Below are 18,770 nucleotides of genomic sequence, written 5' to 3' on the forward strand. Positions count from 1 at the left end.
TGGCGAGTGCGGACGAGGCAGTGTAAGAGCGCAGAATTTGTGGGGTGGTTCGCTCCGATATAGTTAGCCCTGGAGGAATACTTGAGTCCTGCGGTGGCGCAGTAGCCGGCGCGTCGTCAGCGGCACCCAAGACAGGTGTGTAGCCCCGCACTATATATTGAAACTGTCGAAGCCTTTCTACTGAGATGACGTCGGAGTCCGGCAGCGCCAACTGGAGTTTGGGCGAATCAGGAAAGGGCGCTAGGGCCCGCGCTTGCTCTCGAAGCGCTTTCAGAGAGTCTGCGAGCGATGCCGGTGGATGCAGCACATAGTTGAGAACGCTATCAGGAAGAGCGCCGACCGATGCTTGATCCGCGCGCATTCGATTGAGGATACTTCTCCGGGCATCTGCCGACGGCAGATTCCGGATGTCGTAGACGATCGACGCAGTTAAGTTTGCCTGGAATTGAAGGCCTTTGAGAAAACTTAACTCGTCAGGATCTCCGCGCTCATCGAGAGCCTTGCTGACGCTCTGTGCATTTGACATTGCGCAAACCAATACCGCGAACAGGGCGGTCCACTGTTTCATTTTGCAGCCGCAGCAGTACTGCCGGAAAGACCCTTCAAAGCGGTAGTCAGCATGTCATTGAACGATTTGTCCGCTGCCGCCTTTTGGATCGCTGCATCAAAGGCGGATGGATCTTCGCTTTCGCTTACAACTGCGTAGGCATTCAGCGTTGAGGGCAGGTCAACCCCGCCGATTTTCGTCGGTACGCTTCGGATCTGGTCAACAAACGGGTCTCTTGCCTGCCCCCCACCGCCCAGTAGCGAGGTTCCTTCACGCAGTCGGCCGAGCGAGAAGGGTACAACGATGTCCGCCTTCTGCACTTGGTCACTCGACGGTGTTTGAGAATTGATAGGTTTCTGTGCAAAACCCACGATAATCCCTACGGTTTTTTCGCCATTGCCGGGATTTTTCGCAGCAGTCCGATTGTATTGGTAGAAAACCGGCTCAAACGTGCGAGTGTCATTTGATACTTGGACTACTGCGATCTCTACATACAATGACGGTAGCTCTGCTGCTCCAATTCCTGCAAGGATTGGCGTAGTAAGCCTGCCCTGTGGACTCGGCACGCCGACGCCGAATTTGCCTCTGGCTATTATCAGGCAGCCGACTGGCTGAGATATCGGCGGCGTTCCGTATGCCACCCAAGTGGTCGAGAGGTCTTGCTCAGCTTTCTCGAGCTTTGCTGTAACTGACTGTTGAACTACTGTAACAAGGAACGGGATGGCAGCCGCGGCTAACGCTGGGAGCACAGCAGCTGTTGTTCCTGCAGCACTGCCCACGCCACTTACGGGGCAAACGGCTGCTGGAATAATTCGCGCGGTTTCTCTCTTCGCTAACTCTGTGATTTGTGCGGGCGGCTTTGGAGGAAAGATGTCAGTCCAAAGCGTACATCCCGATAATAAAATAACGGAAAACGACACCATTAGTTTCATTTTATCTCCGCACATTTAAAAGCTAACACGCAAATCTCGCGAGGATGTAGCCCCTTCATATCCGATGCCGCCCATCGAGTATTGTCGAGTCGTCGTCATATCTCCAAGGCCGATCAGCTTTTATGTTCGGTATCACACAGTAAACGGTCACTTCATAATTAGTTGTGCTGCTAAATCAGAACGTCCGTCAGCGGGACCAGTGGATTCGGCGAACGCGCTCGCTGCCGCTTCGGTGAAACGGACTCGCGACGACGCACTATCTCGAACCGTGAGCATCGGAAACCCCTCGCAATCCACCGACAAATGTGAACTGTCCGCTAGAAGCACGCATTTTTCCGTGAAATCAAAAGGCGAGATATGCGGAATCAAATTGCTTTTTACCAATGAGCGCGGTGTTCGCAAACGCCCTCAATTGCAACTGAGCGGCGTATTCGGCAATTCCGGCAGCAAGGTCTTGGTAACTCCGGGACACCGAAAATTACCGTCTTGCATTGGTTAACATACATATAAATCGCTGATCAGCTCGGCTTTCACGTATTACAAGAAGGCTCGACCACGACAATACCTTCTCCTAGCCGATTATCCCGTACGAATGACGCATTGTTGCTATTCGCAGCGCATATTATTATTTTCACGAGTCAATCGATAACGACCGGTCATGATCGACCTTTCGTGAGCAGCACGCAAATCGGAACTCAACCTCGATTGCTCGCACGACGCTGCGTGTTTCCACGCGAGTCAATCCCGCTGCTTTGCTCACTCTTATAAGGGAGAACATCATGTGCAATCGCGCCCGGCACGACCGAGTTCGTTCGATCTACTGCATTCTGCCTCCGCATATGCTGAAAGAAATCGCCAAAAATGGCACGCCTCGGCAGCGCGCGCTCGCCATTGACACATTGGCGGCTGACCACACCTTCCGGCAGATACGCTCCGTCCAGGCGGCGATGCTCGCGCCGAGCCGCCGTGCCTCGGTGCCGACTGTTGCGCCTACCCCTTCTGCACACCGAAGTATTTACACGGCCAACCACACAGAGACGCTGCCCGGCACTTTAGTACGATCAGAGGGCGCGCCGAAGTCTAACGATGAAAGCGTGGACGAGGCCTACGAGGGGCTTGGCGCGACGTTCGACTTTTACTTGGAGATATTCCACCGCAATTCAATCGACGATGCCGGCACGCCCCTGATCGGGACGGTACATTTTGGCAAGGAGTATGACAACGCCTTTTGGAACTCGCAACAAATGGTGTTTGGCGATGGCGACGGCACGCTGTTCAACCGCTTCACCATCGCGATCGACGTGATCGGACACGAGCTCACGCATGGTGTCACAGAGCACGCAGCAGGTCTCGCCTACTCAGGGCAACCAGGCGCGCTCAATGAATCCGTGTCAGACGTATTCGGTTCGCTGATCAAGCAATACGCCCTAAAACAGACGGCGGATAAGGCGGATTGGCTCATCGGGGCGGGACTGCTTGCGAGCGGCGTAAAGGGCGTCGCTCTGCGCTCGATGAAAGAGCCCGGAACCGCCTACGACGATCAGGTGCTCGGCAAGGACCCTCAGCCGGCAGACATGACTCACTATGTCCACACGATGCAAGACAATCAGGGAGTTCACATCAATTCTGGCATACCAAATCGGGCGTTTTGTCTGGCAGCGCTCAACATTGGCGGCTATGCGTGGCAGAAAGCGGGGCGCATCTGGTACGAAACCCTGAACGACTCGCACATCAAGCCCAATAGCAACTTCAAGACCTTTGCGAAACTCACGGTCTCCAACGCCAATCGCCTGTACGGTTCGAGCAGCGCCGAAGCGAACGCGGTCGACAATGCTTGGGAGACGGTTGGTGTATTGTGAGTCTGGTGACGGGCGTATGGCCCGTCTGCTTGCCGGGTTCATATGCGCCTATCTTTTGACGTCTGGCCGTGCTTCTGACTCCCTGCAGGAGGAGCCGCCAATGCGCGCGGAACTGAGAATCGACGGAGGCGTCGGCTTTTTCCCCGGACTGGCCCGCCCTATCACGCTGGACGGAAGTGATTTGTCGCCCGACGAGCGCGACGAGTTCTCGCGCCTCGTGTCCGCCATTCGCGCGCTGCCGGGCGCCGCGCCCGGGGCGACGGTGAAAGCCGTGCCGGATGGACGGACGTACCGCATCACCATCTCGTCCGGAGACGGAAACATCGAACTGCGATGCGCCGATGCTGCGCTTCCACCAGCGTTTTCGGCGCTTATGGTGTTCATCAAACAGCACGGGCATCGCTGAACAGGCGGCGTGTGGGCCGAGTCACCTGTTTCACCAAATACCACTTGTCTAAGCGTTTGATGGAGGTTCGTCGCATGTTTCGCCCACGCCCACACACTCAGATTTTCCGCGGCTGGACCGACGAGACTCGCTTCAAGCTTGCATCGCCGCGTAATCGCTGCGCCTCGGCCAATGGGACGGCGATACATGTCACAGGCTCCCTCCAATTAGCGAACTGAATGGCCGCTTTCAGAGGGCCGATATATCGGAGCCGACAGATGAATCTCGGCTGGGGCTGCTGACGTGAGGAACATCATCGTCGGGGAAGGTCCATTAGCTAGGGCGGAGCCGACGTTCGAATGTCAGTCTGATAGCGCGGGAATGGCCGTGGATGGCCGGCTCCGGCCTCCCAGCGATCGGCGGCGCACGACCCTTTGCGGTTTTTCAACACCTGCCGTATCAATGACCGGTTCCAGCTCAAGCGGCCACTCATTCGCTTTTGCTAGCGGGCAAATGATCGGCCATTTGAGGTCATTCGGGCCCGTTATATTCTGCACTGCACGGGTGCCTCTCCAGCGCGTTACATCCAAATTGCCTGATACAAAACGTCTCGGATCTGCTGGATTCGAACGTCGCCGATATAGTCGATCTTATCCAGTTCATCGTCAGACTTTGTCACTAGCTCGCCGACAGTCTGGATACCGGCACCCCGAAGTCGTTCGACAACGTTCGGACCCAGACCATATGGGTATGCCGGTGATTTCCCGAGAACATCTACTTCGCGCTCCAGAATGGCCAAGCCATGCTCCTCCGCGAGAGTCGGTAACTTGATTTCGCTAAAAGTTTGGCCCAATACGTGAATCTCCGCCGCCTCTTGCGTGCTAGCAAGCCATTCGTCAATCATTTCGCTTGTCAGCCGTGTGGATGTGCCGTCAAGCAAGCTACATAGGTTTATTGCAAACACCGGCCCCCGACCGCCGGATTTCATAGCTCGGGAAGCCTCGCGCCGCGCCACGAATCCGAGATACTCCAATATCTCGAAGATTTTGATGTACTGAGATACCAACTGCCTATGGATGAGCACACGGTCCTGCGCGATGCTTTTCGCCCCGACCTTGACCGGCTTCGAAGAGTGCTCAACGATCGCTTCCATCAGATCTCGAGCAGGCTCGATCAACGGCTCATAAACGCCCAGCTTCGGAGCTACTTCGTCCATCAGCGGCCAGTAGTAATCCTGCGCCATCTCAAGGAAGCACTTATTGACCTCAGGAATGCCGATCCTTTCCTGATCGTCAAAACGATTGCATGCCAAGATAAATCCGCGAAGGTTCCCCACTACGGCACGGCCAAGCAGATTCGCAAATTGCCGCGGCGATAGCCGATCCGAAAACGTGGAGCGTTCGGCCAGTCTTGGATAGCGAGCTTGGACTACCTCCGGAAAGAAGTCGGGGTATGCCATAACATCGGAACGGCTAATGTCTACAACCGTTGAATCATTGAAGACATCGAACCGCACGCCAAATTTTGTAACGCCCGGGTATATAGATGCCTTGCACGATGTTAAATTGCTCGAAAGCGTTCGGAACAGATCGAAAAACACTTCGAGCGGCTTTTCCCGTCCAATGTGTGCCGCATCGTCAAAAAGCAGCACGATTCGTCGGCTCAACGCTTGTGCAAGCTGGGTCAAGCCCAGTTGCAAACGCATCTGTTCCGACACGATGGGAAACTCATGGGGGTGACCGCACTTTGACAGTTCCTTCTGAATCTGCTCAGAGAGAAGCGCGCAGAAGTGATGGATATATTCCTCGCCGTCCGACTGAAGGAGCGGAAGATAGCGAAGGCTAACGTAGATGGGAAAGACGCTGTCGCCAGCGCGCATTCGTCTGTAGGCCTCCAGCAGCAGCGCGCTCTTTCCGCTACCTCGCCCCCCTCTAATCAACACCGGGCCATGCGCAGTCAACTTACGAATGATCACATTATCGTACCCGGAGAAGCTGTGATATTTTTCGAAGCTTTCGGGCGGACATTCCTCGGCAGCCAGGATCAATCCCGAGTCGTTATCTTGGTCGTTAGGAAAAGTCATGGAATCGCCTTTCTAAATTCGCAGTACATTGCCAGTGCTTTGTCTGGCGCAAGGGAGGCATGCGCGGTAGGGATAAAGTGAGAAATAAGCCCTAGCTGACTCACAAGAATGCAAGTTTCGCGGATCATATTCTTCACAGTTGCCTCGTCAAACATCAAGGCACTTGTGAAAAATTCCCAGTGAACGCCTTTGGAAAGTGCCGAATATAGCTGCAAGCTCTTACCCTTTGTCACATTGACGTAAGTTTCTGCGTCCAACGACAGCAAGTCTTGCACGTCTACATCTACACGCTGAGCGTTTACGAAATCGATCATTCCCTCTACAGCCGGTTTCCAAAAAACGTGGGCCACGTATCGCGAGAACAGCGCTCGGCTAATCTTTGGTACGTCGTAGTCAAGGCTCCACATTTCCTGCTGCGCTTTTTCGTCGGGTATGACGTCCCCAGACCAGGAAAAGGCTGACTTCGCCCGTTTGCCGGCCTCATATTCCGGTTGCGCCTGAAATTCTGCGAGGTAAAGCATTCGAAACGAATCAAGTCGCCCAACCAAGGCCGCGCACGCGTTTTCCAGTAACGCGCGAGCGCAGAATGGACCGAAACTTACCGCATCCTCCGACGTGCCCTCGTCAAAGAACTTCACGGACTTTTCGGCGAAGTGATTGATCGACCGGGCCAACTGGCCCAAAGCGGACTTTGCTAATCCCTCAGGCTGGTCCCCGCCGCAGAGGAGTGCGCCAAGTTTTCCCATTCTCTTGTTCCCTCTAGATTTGCTTGTTATATGCGGCCAACTCGCACCATCGGTTGCCGATTTGTACATGTTGACGATCAGTTCAACCTCGCACACCCGCTACTCCGTCGTCTGCCCGCATTGTAGCTTGCAGCGCGGCACGTCATTTTGTGTCTAGTTTGCAAGCGACGTACAACACCAAACCTATCCCCCGCAAGCGCCTGACCAAAATGGACATTGCATCGAACCAGCGCGCAAGAGCGCTGTGCTGGCACGAAGGATCGACGCCGCAATGTCCCGAATCAAACTGCATGAGACGTTCGGGCGTCGGTATAGAGCCGCTGGCGAACGACCGTAGATGGCCGGGTTGAGGCAGCGGCATCCTCACTTTGCTCGCCGGAAACCGGCCATTGAGCGAGGCCAAACGAGACTTCGGCGTGCCAAACTGGACGACGGCGTCGACCGACCGCTGATGGCCGGCAGTCGCCCAACCCGAGCGGAGGTTCAAGTTAGTTTTGAGTAGATCGCGTATTCCGCAAGCTACCGTCCGGAGCGCGCCGTTCCTGCCGTAACACCCCTTCCAGTTTGCATTCCAATGCGTTCACAAACTCGTATGCTGCTTGCGTTTCGAGCTCAGGCAGGTCGATCTCGTGCACGAAGGCTACGATCGTGCAATAGGCGGCGGCTTCGACCCCACGCTGGGCATCGTGGCGCGCGCGCTTGCGGCCGCGCATATCGTCGTGGTGGCGTCGCCCGCTTATTTGCGCTATAGCGCCCCGCCCGCGCATCCCGACGATCTCAGGAATCTGCGCGGCGTGGTGATGTGCGGCACGGCCACTGGCCGCATCCGGAAATGGACGATGCAGCGGCCAAATGGCGACGAAGCCACAGCTGCAGTCAACGAAGACATCGTGAAGAACGATCCCGCTTCCATGCGCGACGCCGCAAGGCCTGGGCTAGGCGTCGCGATGCTGGCACTTCCCGACGTATTGCCGGATCTTGCCGACGCCAAATTCGTGCGTCTGCTGGCCGAATGGCATGCTGATGCGGGCATGATTTCGCTTTACTACGCTTCCCGGCGGCTGCTACCGGGAAAGACGCGCGTGTTTATCGACTTCGTGATGGAGAATTTTCGGCAGCTGGGTTATGCGCAACGATTCGACGCGATGAAGGAGAAAGGCCGATAGCACGCACGCGCTACGAAGCTTGCTGCCGTACAAGGACACCCCGCGGAGCGGGAGACGGAAAGATGTCCTGCAGGAAGCCCCGTTTTAGAGCTGCGTTCGTTTCCCGAGTTGCAACGGCAGCCTAAATCTAAGAAAGGCGCCGGGCGATCAGGCAACGCACCTCGTCGGGACAGAGGCGGTGGCTCCTCCAACTCGCCATTGATTGGTTTCGGTCCAATCATGTCAACAACATCACGCGTCACTGAATCCCGTCCCCACAGCTTCGCCACGAATATGCCACCTCGATGGGCATTACACGCACCGCTTGGCCGCCTGCCTCACGGCGCGCGTTCGCGTTTCACCCGAAAAAGCTGCGACTTAACGGATGCGTCGCGGTGCCGCATCCCGTTCAGGTGGTTCTGTTAGCATCGTGTCAGCCCGCAAGGTAGTATGGATCACTGACTTAGAGAAAGGCTCTGTCACGACAGCCGCTTCGGCAAACAGCGAAGGCGCTGCCCAGTCCGCAATCGCCAACGCGGGGTGTCCAGGCACACGTCGCGACGGATACACAAATCCATCAGGTCGTTCGTTTAGCGGTAGCGATAGCATTGCAGCCCGAAGGTGGCAACCGAGCCACTGACAGGCTTCGTGATCGTAAGACGAAATAATGTCGTGAATTCCAAGGCGGCTGCTGTGCTCTTCACCGAGATTCCACAAAAGCAGTTGTCGCGAAAAGCGGACCCGGGCTATTTGCCCCCGGTCAGTTGCTTCGGGAGTGATGTGAAAGCCGTTGCCGGCACCTCTGTTGTTCCTCACGAGCTGGCTTTCCCATGCCGCTACACGTTCATCCAAAGCAATGTAGACCCACGTGAACGGGAGTAGGTCGTTCGCACCCACAAGCTCAAGCGGCGGACCGAAGCGATGAGGCTTATACGGCGATGCGGTCGCAACGTACTTTTCATTGTCAACCGCTCTGACGAAAACCCGGTCGAGCTCATAGGCGTAGGTCTGTTTGGACAAGGCCTGAACGATCCGGTCCGCTGTCGGAACCATGCCTTGCAGATGCCTCGGTAAATCTCTTCCTTCGTTGTTTTCCCCGGACACTTTTCAGCTCTTAGTCAGGGTCAGCAACCTCCAGTCTCACAAGCGTCATCACCTTGTCCATCCGCGCCTCTTGTGGCAGCGACAGCATTCTGGATTGTGCCGGCGCAAGCGCAGCACGATCCTCGAATGGCAATCCTGCGAGCACCTCCGCAGGGGACAACTCGTTCAGTGAATCCTGCTCGGACACGAAAAAGGTATTGACCTGTTTTCGCGATTTCCTGTTGAGGAGGTCAAGCACCCGCGGCATCGTTGAAGGGACGTCGCCGACGAACTGCCATGTCGGATAGCCGCGGCCATTCTGCATTCCTGTCGGAATCACGCTGTAAAACCGGGTGCCATCACCACGGTAAAGCGTGCTTTTCGACATGCCTGTGTGCTTAAGTACCTCTTCAGGACTCAATCTGGAAACCGGCAACGAATTTTTAACGGTCAATGGTGCATCAGGGCAATCGGATAGCAAGATCCTACGCAGGGAAGCTGCTAGCGCGCCGCGTGTCCTCTGCGATAACAGATCGTCCTGTTCCGCAGGGGACATTCTCTGCAATTCCGCCGATGCGCCTTGCAGCAGGACCTTTGCAACCCGATCAAGCAACTTCTCAGGGTTTCCCGAATAATGCCCTGTCGCGAGCGCGACCAAATCGGTACGCGCCGTGACCTTGTTCCGCTTAGTTGCCAATTCCATGTCAGCTCCTGTTAGGAGATCGACGGCGGCGCCACAATCGGCGCAGTCATTCGAGAGCGCGAGGCGACGCTTCGCGTACGAACGCGCCGGATCACCAGTTGCCCCAATTTCCTCACCCGGCCCCTGATCCGCCGCTCTGCCCGCTGGCGGCAGTAGAACGATTTCAGAACCGCTTTGGTCCTTCCATTCGAAAAAAATCGGAAGACGTTCGTCACCGCAAATGCAATGCGACTCGGATCGAATGAGACAACAGTTCCGTTGCGGCGAATTACTTTATAGTCTTCAAGGGTTAGAGACTCTTCGACGGCCCGCATGTCGACGGGGACAGTCCCCGCCGGTTCCCGCAATGCCTGCGAGATGCGTTCGAGTCTTTCTTGACGCAAAGCCACAGTTCGCTTCTGCTCGGCCTCAACGCGGGCAAGCAGCGCAACACGCTCAGGATCGCCCGACGGCAAGGCCTCAAGAGTCGCGCGGGTGCGCGAGAGCTGCACGAGCGTACGGTCAAGCTCCGAAGTGGCAAGCTGTTTAATCCGTCGGCGTTCGACCGCCGAGAGTTCGACCTCGTCTTCCCAATTAAGCATATTGGATTGCCCCTGAGGGGACTTGCCGGAATGATGGGAGTATAACAAATTTTCCCATTTTTCCCAAAAGTCTCATTTTTCCCGGCCAACGGAGATGGACTGGGGTTTTCGGCAGACGACCCGGGTTGTGCTGCCTTGCCGGCTCAGGCAGAGGTGCCTCCGGACGAACCTGCCGTCAATGGTCAAAGTCTAACTATGCGGCGATGGCGTTTTCGGCGCTGGTGAGAGGTTTAAATATGTTGTCGAGACGGGCGAAGCGCATAAAAGCGGACTAGTGATCCCGGAAGGTAGCGAAAGTTATCCAGTCGGCAAGAGGGCACCGCTGCGACGGCTTATCATAACGGGAGGATTTCAGAAGAGAGCTTTCTAAACTAGTCGAAGCTGACGCCGTTTGAACACTTGAGTAGAAATTGCTTCTGGAAATCGGCTTTCGCAGCGGGGCGACGTCTCGTATTCGGCGATAGACTTACACTTTCTTGTCCTCGCGCTTTGCGTCAGCCATAGCCTCCGGCTCCAACTCTTCTGCGGACCGATTCAGGTGAACAAACAGGCCCCAAGAGGCAAGAAGCAAAGCTGTCGAACCAATTAGCCAGGCCGCATACTGAAGCTGCGACGGATCTTGATGCAGCGCTTTGAAAGTTGCCACGAGCCCTTCGATCGCGAGCGCGACAACGACGACGACTAAGAATCGCGACATGAAACGTCGTACCCGTGTCGGCGCGCTCACGTCGGCGTCCCGTATAACTTCCTCCTCTACGATGGTCTCGGCAATTTGCAAGGCAACAACCGCCCCAGCCAGCACCCCCAAAGCTTCAATAATCGATAGTGCACTTGTCTCATCCCAATGACCCGCAAATGCAGTCGATCCGACACGAGCAGCGATCGCAATCAAGACCAGTGCTCCGCATGTAAAAAGAACAGCCATCAACCCGTGGACAATCGTAAAGAAACGCACAAGAAACTTCATTTTTTCCGCTCCGTTCAATGGCGATTGGCTGGTCCATGCCGCGTTTTTAACAGTTCGTCGAACGCAGTTGGGCAAAAAACGGCATCAAATTTTGTTCGATCACGTTTCGGTTATCAAACTACTAGCCAACGACGACAGCATTGGCAAGTCGCTCGTCTTGCTCAGCACATACAGATTCATGTCAGCAAAGACGTGCCATGTCTGCAACGAACTGAGCTCTGAGAGCATAACGCAGTACAAAGACATCATTCGTGGAACCGGCCTTTTGTGTATAGCGCTCTCTAGTACGCCGTTTCGATTGTCGGTACAGCAAGCCATCAGGCAGATGCATGGTGTCCTGTGCTAGCGAATCTAATGAGCCGTGTGGAGAAGCAGCGCGTACCGATCGGACGTGCGTGAAAGCCATAGAAACTGGGCATCGGGTTTGTGTCTGACATCACGCGTATTACGCGGCGAAATGCCCAAGCCAGTTAAGTTGAAATCGATGGTCAGTATTTTTGTTACCGCTCCTCAAGTTTCGCTGCGGTCTCTACCATGTTGCGTCCCTTTCGCTTGGCGCGCAGCAACGCGGCATCGGCGACCTGAACGAGGGCTGTTCGACTACATTGCGATGGCGCGCTGGCGACACCAATCGAGGCCGTGACATTTCGAAGTCGATGACCATCATATTCAACAACCAAGGCGGCGATGACCGCGCGAATTTTTTCGGCGCGATCAATGGCGCCTTGTGCATCACGTCCGATCATCAGGACGACAAACTCTTCCCCGCCGTATCGAAACACGGACTCGGAATCTACAGCAGAGCTTTTGAGTGCACCTCCAACGGCGCGTAAAACTGCATCTCCCGCTTCATGCCCGTGATCGTCGTTGAAACGTTTGAAGAAATCGATGTCGATCATAGCGCAGCTCAACGGCACGCCCGATCGCTCCGTTTCCTCCATTTGCGTCCCAAGCCATATGTCTAGTTGACGGCGGTTCTGCAGTTTCGTGAGCGGGTCAGCCATCGCGAGCTGCTGTAGTGTCTCTCTCAGCCGAAGGTTGTCCAGTGCCAACCCCACATTTTCAGCGAGCATACGCAGATACTCGTCCGATACGTGTTCTGTTTTTGCATCGTCCTCACTTTCCAGGTACAGCATGCCCAGTGCGCCATGTTGGCCCATGAGCGGAAGACAGTACGAATTCGGAATGTGACTATCGATGTTGAGATGGGCGCAGGGAATGTCAATGTGGGCCCCGACGGGCCGGTGGAGACTGCCGCGGCGAAGACCCCAGCATTCATCAGCAATAAATTCGCTTTCCGTGTGTACCGGTCCGTTCCATGAGCACGCCTCGGTGAGTATGTCACGCGCATCATCCAACAAATATAGCCGCCCCCCCATTTGGGGAACAAACTCAGGACCAAAGCGCTGGACAACCCGGACGAGATCTTGAACGTTACTGCAGCCGTGCATACGCTCAGTCATGCGCGAAAGCGAGTCTCGCATCGCGCGGTCGATTTCGCGCTCGTGCTCAAGCCGTTGCCGCACGATTCCGTTCTCACGGAAAACCCTCAGCGCCTGCGCCATGTCACCGATCTCGTCGATGCGATCATATGTGGGCGGTTCGACCGCGAAATCTTGTGCGGCCAGCCTGCTAACGACGTCGCTTAACTTCACCACGGGATGTAAGACCCGCCGACGGAACACAAAATAAAGGACGAAGGCGAACACAAGTCCAGTGAGTGCAAGCGTCAGTTCAGCAATGGTGCGCCACAGCTTGGACGCAACTACGGCCTGCTGCACCGCGGCGTCTGTGCGGTGATCGAGGCGATCTTGGAACCGCTCCACGTTTTTGCGTAATCCGTCGAGCTCGCGCTCAAAATCTAGTGAGAACAAAGATTCGATTGACGCGTTGCGCTGACCACTTGCGAACGCTGAAAATGCTAACCTTTCGGCATCGCGGAGACGGTCTGTTGAGCTGATGAGGTCGTGAAGCGCGCCTATTTCGTCTGCGCTCGCGCCGGCATCGCGAATTGAGCGGGTGCGCTCCTCCATGTCCGCAAGAGACGCGAGCTCCTGTCTGTAAGCCGTTAGATCGGCAGGTCGACCACTGATCACATACTGTCTCGCTAGGTCGGTCGCCCCAAGCACAGCAACGTCCAACCTAGATGTCGCCTGATCAAGCAAATAGCGCTGCGCCACCAGCTGACGCTCTTCTTTCTCCGTCGATGTGGCCATTAACATCGCAGCACCGGACGCAACTGTCAACGTAACGGTAATGGCATAGGCCCAGTTTGTAATCGTTGCGAGGCGCATTCAGTTTCCGCTATTTCTAAACCATCACGTGCTCTAATCAGGTGTGGTCCGATCACGCTGCCGAGGCCTCGTCCCATACCGGATTCCGGCGACGCAGTGTTTAACTGGCTCAACAATCAATGGAGGCGTCAATTTGCCATACACAACGCGCGAGGACGAGAGCTAACGCTGCCCTCATGCCCAGATCAGAGCACCCAAGATCCCAAGTAACGCAAGGGTAATTGCCGGGACGCCCAGGTAGATGATTACGTTACCCCTCGATCGCTGTCGAAGAAAATGGCCGCTTTGGACCATATCGCAGTGCCATTTCTTTTCTCGTGGTTTATCGGCTCGCAATCGTCTTATAGCAATGCGCCTTCTGTTTTGCTGGTCTCCTAAGCTTCAAGGGACCTGCGAGCGGCTTGCTGCCTTGAACATACTACCCGCTCACGCTCCCGTTCTGTCATTGGTGGGTCCCAGCATACTAGCCTTGAATTTATGACAGCATCAAGCCGACTTCGCAGTCGTGAGCGTTGGCCCAAGTTTCAGCGCAGGCGCTGGATTTGGCGGATCTCGGCGCAAGTCACTCACCTGCTCGATCCCGTTCTTCAATACCGATTCACAAAATGCCAAGCGCGAGCGATAGTATTCAGCTTGGACCTGCGCGTCGAGAATGCGCTGCTCAGCCTGATAAAGCGCCATGCGCAATTCGGGCATTGCTTTTTGGGCTTGCTGTTTCACCGTAGGCGCATAGCGGGCTGCCCAGTTTGCGATCCATCTCAGCATTGCCAATCCCCCGTTCGGTATTGCTACGCCGCCATCGCCTAAGCTTGGTTTAGCGCTCGAAACTAAAACATACCAAATCTTCAGATCGTTGCCGCAGAAAATCTGCCGCCGGTGTTGCGGAAACAGCAAACGAGCGGTACAGCAAGCTAGCCGTCAATAAATTTGCAACGGAGGTCGGTTTTTCGGACATCGAACCGGTAACAAAAAGAGTTTCTTCACCACAGAAAGCGGTGCAGCATCCATGAGGCGGATTTATGCTCCACGAATTAAAACTGACGCCGTCAGCAGCGCGAGTGGCCAAATAACGGTCTGCACAGCGTCACTAGGTGTGTCATACGCGGCTACCATCACCGAGGTACGGATTAACTGTGCTTAGATAAGCTCACGCGCAGTGCGTCGCGTTTTGCCACAGCACGCTCATCCGTAAGAACCAACTTTCTGCTGTCGTTTGGTGTCCAAGCGGTTTGCCAGACGGAAAATACAAAAGCTTCGTTTTCACCAAACTAACGAACCATGCCCTTTCTGCATTGTGGTAGTTCCCTTGCCTTGTTTGCTGCATACTGCAAACTCGCAAAGGAGGCCTTATGCGATTTGTTTACCGAGATTTCAATATTGAATGCTCCGTCGAACGACTCGGCATTTCGGATTTCGTGAGCCGTGCCACGATTTGGCACATGTCGTCAAACGGTGGAGACGGCGACGTACACGAAACAGGAGATTTAATATCGTCTCTGACTGAAATTAAAGCGTTAGGCCACGCCCGGAATTTCGCGGAAATATGGTGCGATAAGAAGATTCTTGAAAACGGTGCTTAACAGGCGTTAGTTGGCAGCAATGAACTCGACATCGCGAAGGGTAAGCGTAACAAAGCGGTGTAACGCAAGTAAGCGTGAGGGTGTTACCCGCGCTTACCCCTTGTGCGACTTCGGGCCGCTAGAAGGCCGTGGCCTGAATCCGGAAAGCACCTCGTCCGCTTCCGCCATGAGATCCCGGCTGAAAGCGAGCGTGAGTTGGCTGAACGCTGCACGTGTCGCGCCCAGCATCGTGGCCAACTGTAAATCGGACGCGGACTCGCCCCACAGGACGCGCTGGACCAGTGTCACGCCACCATTGCGGGCGATCAGGCGCAATGCATAGCCAAGTGATGCATTGTGCAGGATCTCAGAGCCATAAGTGTCGGCGAGCGCAGTAAGGATCGCGAGTTCCACCCGATCCGGTCTGCTGGGGATGCGCCGACGAGCCGCCCCGCGCTCGGCTTCACTCATGACCTCCTCATCGGTCAGCATCCGCATTAGACCGCTCGCCGAATCGAGCGCTCGCAAGCCCGATCTTTCCCCCGCCCGGAATGCGGAAATTGCATCGTCCAGCCGCAGGACGATGCGGGCGGTTGCGGGATCGAGTGGAGCTCCCATGTCAGGCGGGGTCGCAGGCGGCGGGGTCGCAGGCGGCTGGGTCATAAGAATTCAAGACCTGCAACGAGGGGTATTGGAAGAACCATTTTACCCCTCACCTATAAAACCCGCTAAGTGCGACACAAGAAGCAGTGCTAGCGAACACATCATGCAAGGGTGCTCTCCAATTCATCGTAGACCCAGTAGCTTGAGCGATGAAACCCAAACGCAGCTGACGATCGTGAGTCTATTATCTTTAGGACAGTGCGCATCGAATCCCGCTTCCCAGGTTGAAGAAGTTCAGTCCTGGTTTGCCCCTCGAACGCAGCGACCGCATCTTTCCCAACTTTGTCGATCCATGTATAGCCGGAACAAAACGTAAATCCACCCACCCGGGCGTCGTCCGAAGACCGCTGAGTAAGTCCGCGCTTTTGCCGATGCCGGCACAATCAGCAGGGGAGTTGTCGCTCGCTCATCATCTTGCGTTGGTTGCCTGCCGCGGCGCGCATGCGAATCGGCATCAAATCAACGAGTTGGTCCGTTCGGTCTATATGGCCTACTGCCTTCAACGCATGGGGTTTGGTGAGGTGCCGTTTGAGTGCTATGAACACGCAGAAGCGGCGTTCGAAAATGCACTTGCTATAGCTGAAAAAAGTGCCAAGTGGACAATTAGCGAGCAGGACGCGCCCGTCATCGAACGCGTGCTCGCGCTTCACGACCAGCAATTGAGTGAGGCGCCGATGCACCGGGTGGTGGCAGCCGAAAAACAACTGCGTCGATTTCTGGCCGGCGAAAGCGCCTCGCCGTTGGTCCGCCCGAGCGCGAAATAGCGGCTGGTTTCCCTTTCATTATACGTGTTGTGAATTCAGACATACCGAACACTAAACGTGTCGGCCGCCGTAGACGAGAGTTAAAGCTGTTACTCCTACAGGAGTGGAATTTGTCACTCGAAACCATTTTTTGTGGGCTGTTCTGGCTGACTTCTAAACCCTTCCATCAACGCATCGAACATATAACTTTGCTGTCCGGGAAGAAAGAGAAAGAGAAATCACAGAGATTGAGCGTTCAGCTGCACAGGGTGTGTTTCCGTCCATCCACAGATCTGTGGTGCTCTCGTCCGATCTCGGAAGTGCAAGAACGGCAACTATTGACGACGCTTGGTCGACGGAGAGCTTTACGGGCATCGTTGCGCTCTGCATTTGGAGCGAGCGGCCAAGAGGCCGCCCTCCGTGCACTAGACCAATTTACACTACGGGCGCTTCAATGGCTGCCTGGGTACTGCCGTTATCGTCGGCTACCGTCGCTGCCTTCGCAGCATTGCCTGAACCACTCAACTTCTTTGCAACTCTCTTTTTACCGACTGGCCCTGTTTTCTTCGCAGCAACCTTTTTGCTAGCACCGACGGATTGTCTCGGCGTTGCTTCCTTCGCCTCATTTTTCGTGGCAGCTGCCTTTTTCGCAGTGATTTTCTTCGCTGCAACGTTCCGCGTCGCCTTCTTTGCCGCATTCGCCTTCTTGGCTACAGCAGACGCTTTACGCGCCGCTTTGGTCGCGACTTCAGCAACGGGCGATGCACCCTCCTCTATCAGGAATTTGGTGCGATCTCTGACGTTCGCAAGCCATGCTGGCGCGCGTCCTTTGCCACTCCATGTTGCACCTGACTTGCGGTCGCGATACTTGGCGGGCTGTGGTCCCGTTCGGTAGCCTCGGGGTTTCGCTGTACCCGTTGCATTTGCATCCTCGGCTTCTGGAGACGCAGCGGTCGCTGCCACCGCATCACCTTGGATCAAAAACCGGGTCCGGTCTTTCGCTTTAGCGATCCAAGCCGGTGCGCTTCCCCGGCCGGTCCATGTGGCACCACTCTTTGGGTCCTGGAACTTGGGCGCGACTTTGGTGCCAAGGGCTTTGGATGCTTTGCGCTTTGACCCAATAGCCAAACCACTGTCCCCTGTTGCTTCCCGCCTTGCTTTCGTTTCTTCTCCAATATCTTCGGTGGTCAACCCATGCTCCAGCATCAGGCGACGGATTTGATTTATTGCTGACTGCGCTTTCTTTGCTATGAGTACATCGGCTTGCGCCTGCAACTTCTTTAGCTTTTCTTGAATGACTTCGAGTGTGGGCATAGTGGCCTCCAATAGTGAATGCTTGCACTATGCCATGACACTTGCTTTACGCAAACAAACTTGTCGATTCAAAGCATTACATCCGCGTACAGCACTACTTTCGATTGCAGACTTACCGCTTCATTTTCCAAACTTGGATACTCGAGCATGAAGTTGATATCAATTGTCGGTCGAAGAACAGCGGCGCCCTTTGTACAATTGGAGCCTCACCGAGACTTTGTTGGTCATTCCTTTGTAGACGCGAGCTGCGTTGCGCAAACTCAAGGCTTCTTCCTACATCTATCCTGGATCGAGGATGCGCACATTCGCCGTAGTCCTACGGATAAAGTAATCAAAAGGAGGCATGCCCTGGCGCTTTTGCCGCCGTGTGAGCAGACGTTTTTGAGAAGGGTCATTCAGTGAATCAGGTAAGTCGTAACAGAGACCGTCATTCACTCAAGCACTGCCTAATCGAGAGTAATATATCGCGCATCTGTTACGCGAGGAAATTCCTATGGCCGAATTGAGTTGGTTTAACCAGATCCATCGAGAGTGGCAAGCGCTTAAGGTTCACGATGCTGCGCTCGACATCGAACAGTTCTATCGACATGTTGTATCCGCGTACAAATCGGGCTTTGCCCCGCTCGAGTCAATTGCCACGACCGCCAACGCCCTGCTCCTATCTTCAATTTCCGGCGCACCGTATTTAGGCCGTAAGCTCCTCATGCAGATCGGCATCGACAAGCATCCCGCGTTGCGCGTCACTTTCGCTCTGTCGCTCTTCGCAGGCACGGGCGGCGACAGCGATCCGGAATTGGCCAATCGCATCCTCGTCGACGTTTTGAAAGATGAAAACGCGCAAGACAAGCTAAAGGGACTTTCAGCAGCGGCGCTGGGCGATAGTGCCCGGCTCGGGCGAGGCGAAGCACTTGATGTCGAGCTCGCGAAGGCAAGATACGAGACGGCATTCGGCTTTGGCCATCGCGAAGCTGCGCAGACACTTGCTCTCTACTGGGAGAATCGCTGGGGATGCACGGCGTCAGGAGACTCGGTTCCTAACCGCGCCATTGCCCAGAAGTGGTACAAGCGTTGCGGTGAAAATAATCAAAAGATGTTGCAAACAGCGAGCCCCGTCGCTTCATAGTTCGTGCGCGGAGGTAACCTTGCGGCTCCGCATCGTTCGTCGC

The 18,770-nt window shown here is 55.3% G+C and carries 16 protein-coding genes; 5 read left to right on the top strand and 11 right to left on the bottom strand.

Annotated features, from left to right (window positions below; genetic code table 11):
* Window positions 1–564 precede the first annotated feature (564 nt).
* On the bottom strand, window positions 565–1,479 hold the full coding sequence (locus tag HB633_RS24930; RefSeq protein WP_213780776.1) for a hypothetical protein: 915 nt from the start codon (window positions 1,477–1,479) through the stop codon (window positions 565–567).
* A gap of 779 nt (window positions 1,480–2,258) precedes the next feature.
* Here HB633_RS24930 and HB633_RS24935 point away from each other — a divergent pair.
* Both HB633_RS24935 and HB633_RS24940 read left to right on the top strand, forming a co-directional pair.
* Window positions 2,259–3,338 (top strand): M4 family metallopeptidase, encoded by a 1,080-nt coding sequence (locus HB633_RS24935; protein WP_213780777.1) that lies wholly within the window; start codon window positions 2,259–2,261, stop codon window positions 3,336–3,338.
* A gap of 100 nt (window positions 3,339–3,438) precedes the next feature.
* On the top strand, window positions 3,439–3,744 hold the full coding sequence (locus HB633_RS24940; RefSeq protein ID WP_213780778.1) for a protealysin inhibitor emfourin: 306 nt from the start codon (window positions 3,439–3,441) through the stop codon (window positions 3,742–3,744).
* 559 nt (window positions 3,745–4,303) lie between these two features.
* Here the strand turns inward: HB633_RS24940 and HB633_RS24945 are convergent.
* Together HB633_RS24945 and HB633_RS24950 are read right to left on the bottom strand one after the other, a co-directional pair.
* A complete protein-coding gene (locus HB633_RS24945; protein WP_213780779.1) occupies window positions 4,304–5,806 on the bottom strand; it encodes a hypothetical protein in 1,503 nt (500 codons plus the stop codon).
* A complete protein-coding gene (locus HB633_RS24950; protein WP_213780780.1) occupies window positions 5,803–6,552 on the bottom strand; it encodes a hypothetical protein in 750 nt (249 codons plus the stop codon). The genes HB633_RS24945 and HB633_RS24950 overlap by 4 nt, the downstream gene beginning before the upstream one ends.
* A gap of 599 nt (window positions 6,553–7,151) precedes the next feature.
* On the opposite strand from HB633_RS24950, the gene HB633_RS24955 reads away from it, so the two are divergent.
* A complete protein-coding gene (locus HB633_RS24955; RefSeq protein WP_255581136.1) occupies window positions 7,152–7,718 on the top strand; it encodes a substrate binding domain-containing protein in 567 nt (188 codons plus the stop codon).
* Window positions 7,719–8,075: 357 nt separating this feature from the next.
* Here HB633_RS24955 and HB633_RS24960 read toward each other — a convergent pair whose 3' ends face one another.
* The 7 genes from HB633_RS24960 to HB633_RS24990 form a co-directional block, all read right to left on the bottom strand.
* Complete coding sequence (locus HB633_RS24960) at window positions 8,076–8,717, bottom strand: RES domain-containing protein (protein WP_213780781.1); 642 nt, start codon at window positions 8,715–8,717, stop codon at window positions 8,076–8,078.
* Between the two features lie 94 nt (window positions 8,718–8,811).
* Entirely contained in the window at window positions 8,812–9,483 is a 672-nt protein-coding gene (locus HB633_RS24965; RefSeq protein ID WP_213780782.1) for a hypothetical protein, read from the bottom strand.
* An 11-nt stretch (window positions 9,484–9,494) separates the two neighbouring features.
* A complete protein-coding gene (locus HB633_RS24970) occupies window positions 9,495–10,064 on the bottom strand; it encodes a hypothetical protein (RefSeq protein WP_213780783.1) in 570 nt (189 codons plus the stop codon).
* A 466-nt stretch (window positions 10,065–10,530) separates the two neighbouring features.
* Window positions 10,531–11,031: a hypothetical protein gene (locus tag HB633_RS24975; RefSeq protein ID WP_213780784.1), complete on the bottom strand. Its 501-nt coding sequence runs from the start codon at window positions 11,029–11,031 to the stop codon at window positions 10,531–10,533.
* Between the two features lie 500 nt (window positions 11,032–11,531).
* On the bottom strand, window positions 11,532–13,325 hold the full coding sequence (locus HB633_RS24980) for a sensor domain-containing diguanylate cyclase (RefSeq protein WP_213780785.1): 1,794 nt from the start codon (window positions 13,323–13,325) through the stop codon (window positions 11,532–11,534).
* A 486-nt stretch (window positions 13,326–13,811) separates the two neighbouring features.
* A complete protein-coding gene (locus HB633_RS24985; protein WP_255581137.1) occupies window positions 13,812–14,219 on the bottom strand; it encodes a hypothetical protein in 408 nt (135 codons plus the stop codon).
* A gap of 779 nt (window positions 14,220–14,998) precedes the next feature.
* Window positions 14,999–15,502: a hypothetical protein gene (locus HB633_RS24990; RefSeq protein WP_213780786.1), complete on the bottom strand. Its 504-nt coding sequence runs from the start codon at window positions 15,500–15,502 to the stop codon at window positions 14,999–15,001.
* A 269-nt stretch (window positions 15,503–15,771) separates the two neighbouring features.
* Here HB633_RS24990 and HB633_RS24995 point away from each other — a divergent pair, with 269 nt between their 5' ends.
* Window positions 15,772–16,311, top strand: coding sequence for a hypothetical protein (locus tag HB633_RS24995; RefSeq protein WP_255581138.1), 540 nt, complete (start codon window positions 15,772–15,774; stop codon window positions 16,309–16,311).
* 414 nt (window positions 16,312–16,725) lie between these two features.
* Here HB633_RS24995 and HB633_RS25000 read toward each other — a convergent pair whose 3' ends face one another.
* Entirely contained in the window at window positions 16,726–17,604 is an 879-nt protein-coding gene (locus tag HB633_RS25000) for an H-NS family nucleoid-associated regulatory protein (RefSeq protein ID WP_213780787.1), read from the bottom strand.
* A 493-nt stretch (window positions 17,605–18,097) separates the two neighbouring features.
* On the opposite strand from HB633_RS25000, the gene HB633_RS25005 reads away from it, so the two are divergent.
* Window positions 18,098–18,727 carry a sel1 repeat family protein gene (locus tag HB633_RS25005; RefSeq protein WP_213780788.1) on the top strand — a complete coding sequence of 210 codons (630 nt, stop codon included), beginning with the start codon at window positions 18,098–18,100 and terminating at the stop codon, window positions 18,725–18,727.
* Window positions 18,728–18,770 lie beyond the last annotated feature (43 nt).

The organism is Caballeronia sp. dw_276, from assembly GCF_018449635.1.
Classification (GTDB): domain Bacteria; phylum Pseudomonadota; class Gammaproteobacteria; order Burkholderiales; family Burkholderiaceae; genus Caballeronia.

Coding starts and splice junctions, on each gene's coding strand:
- HB633_RS24930 (WP_213780776.1), bottom strand. CDS start 1,479: ATGAAACTAATGGTGTCGTTTTCCGTTATTTTATTATCGGGATGTACG.
- HB633_RS24935 (WP_213780777.1), top strand. CDS start 2,259: ATGTGCAATCGCGCCCGGCACGACCGAGTTCGTTCGATCTACTGCATT.
- HB633_RS24940 (WP_213780778.1), top strand. CDS start 3,439: ATGCGCGCGGAACTGAGAATCGACGGAGGCGTCGGCTTTTTCCCCGGA.
- HB633_RS24945 (WP_213780779.1), bottom strand. CDS start 5,806: ATGACTTTTCCTAACGACCAAGATAACGACTCGGGATTGATCCTGGCT.
- HB633_RS24950 (WP_213780780.1), bottom strand. CDS start 6,552: ATGGGAAAACTTGGCGCACTCCTCTGCGGCGGGGACCAGCCTGAGGGA.
- HB633_RS24965 (WP_213780782.1), bottom strand. CDS start 9,483: ATGGAATTGGCAACTAAGCGGAACAAGGTCACGGCGCGTACCGATTTG.
- HB633_RS24970 (WP_213780783.1), bottom strand. CDS start 10,064: ATGCTTAATTGGGAAGACGAGGTCGAACTCTCGGCGGTCGAACGCCGA.
- HB633_RS24975 (WP_213780784.1), bottom strand. CDS start 11,031: ATGAAGTTTCTTGTGCGTTTCTTTACGATTGTCCACGGGTTGATGGCT.
- HB633_RS24980 (WP_213780785.1), bottom strand. CDS start 13,325: ATGCGCCTCGCAACGATTACAAACTGGGCCTATGCCATTACCGTTACG.
- HB633_RS24990 (WP_213780786.1), bottom strand. CDS start 15,502: ATGGGAGCTCCACTCGATCCCGCAACCGCCCGCATCGTCCTGCGGCTG.
- HB633_RS25000 (WP_213780787.1), bottom strand. CDS start 17,604: ATGCCCACACTCGAAGTCATTCAAGAAAAGCTAAAGAAGTTGCAGGCG.
- HB633_RS25005 (WP_213780788.1), top strand. CDS start 18,098: ATGGCCGAATTGAGTTGGTTTAACCAGATCCATCGAGAGTGGCAAGCG.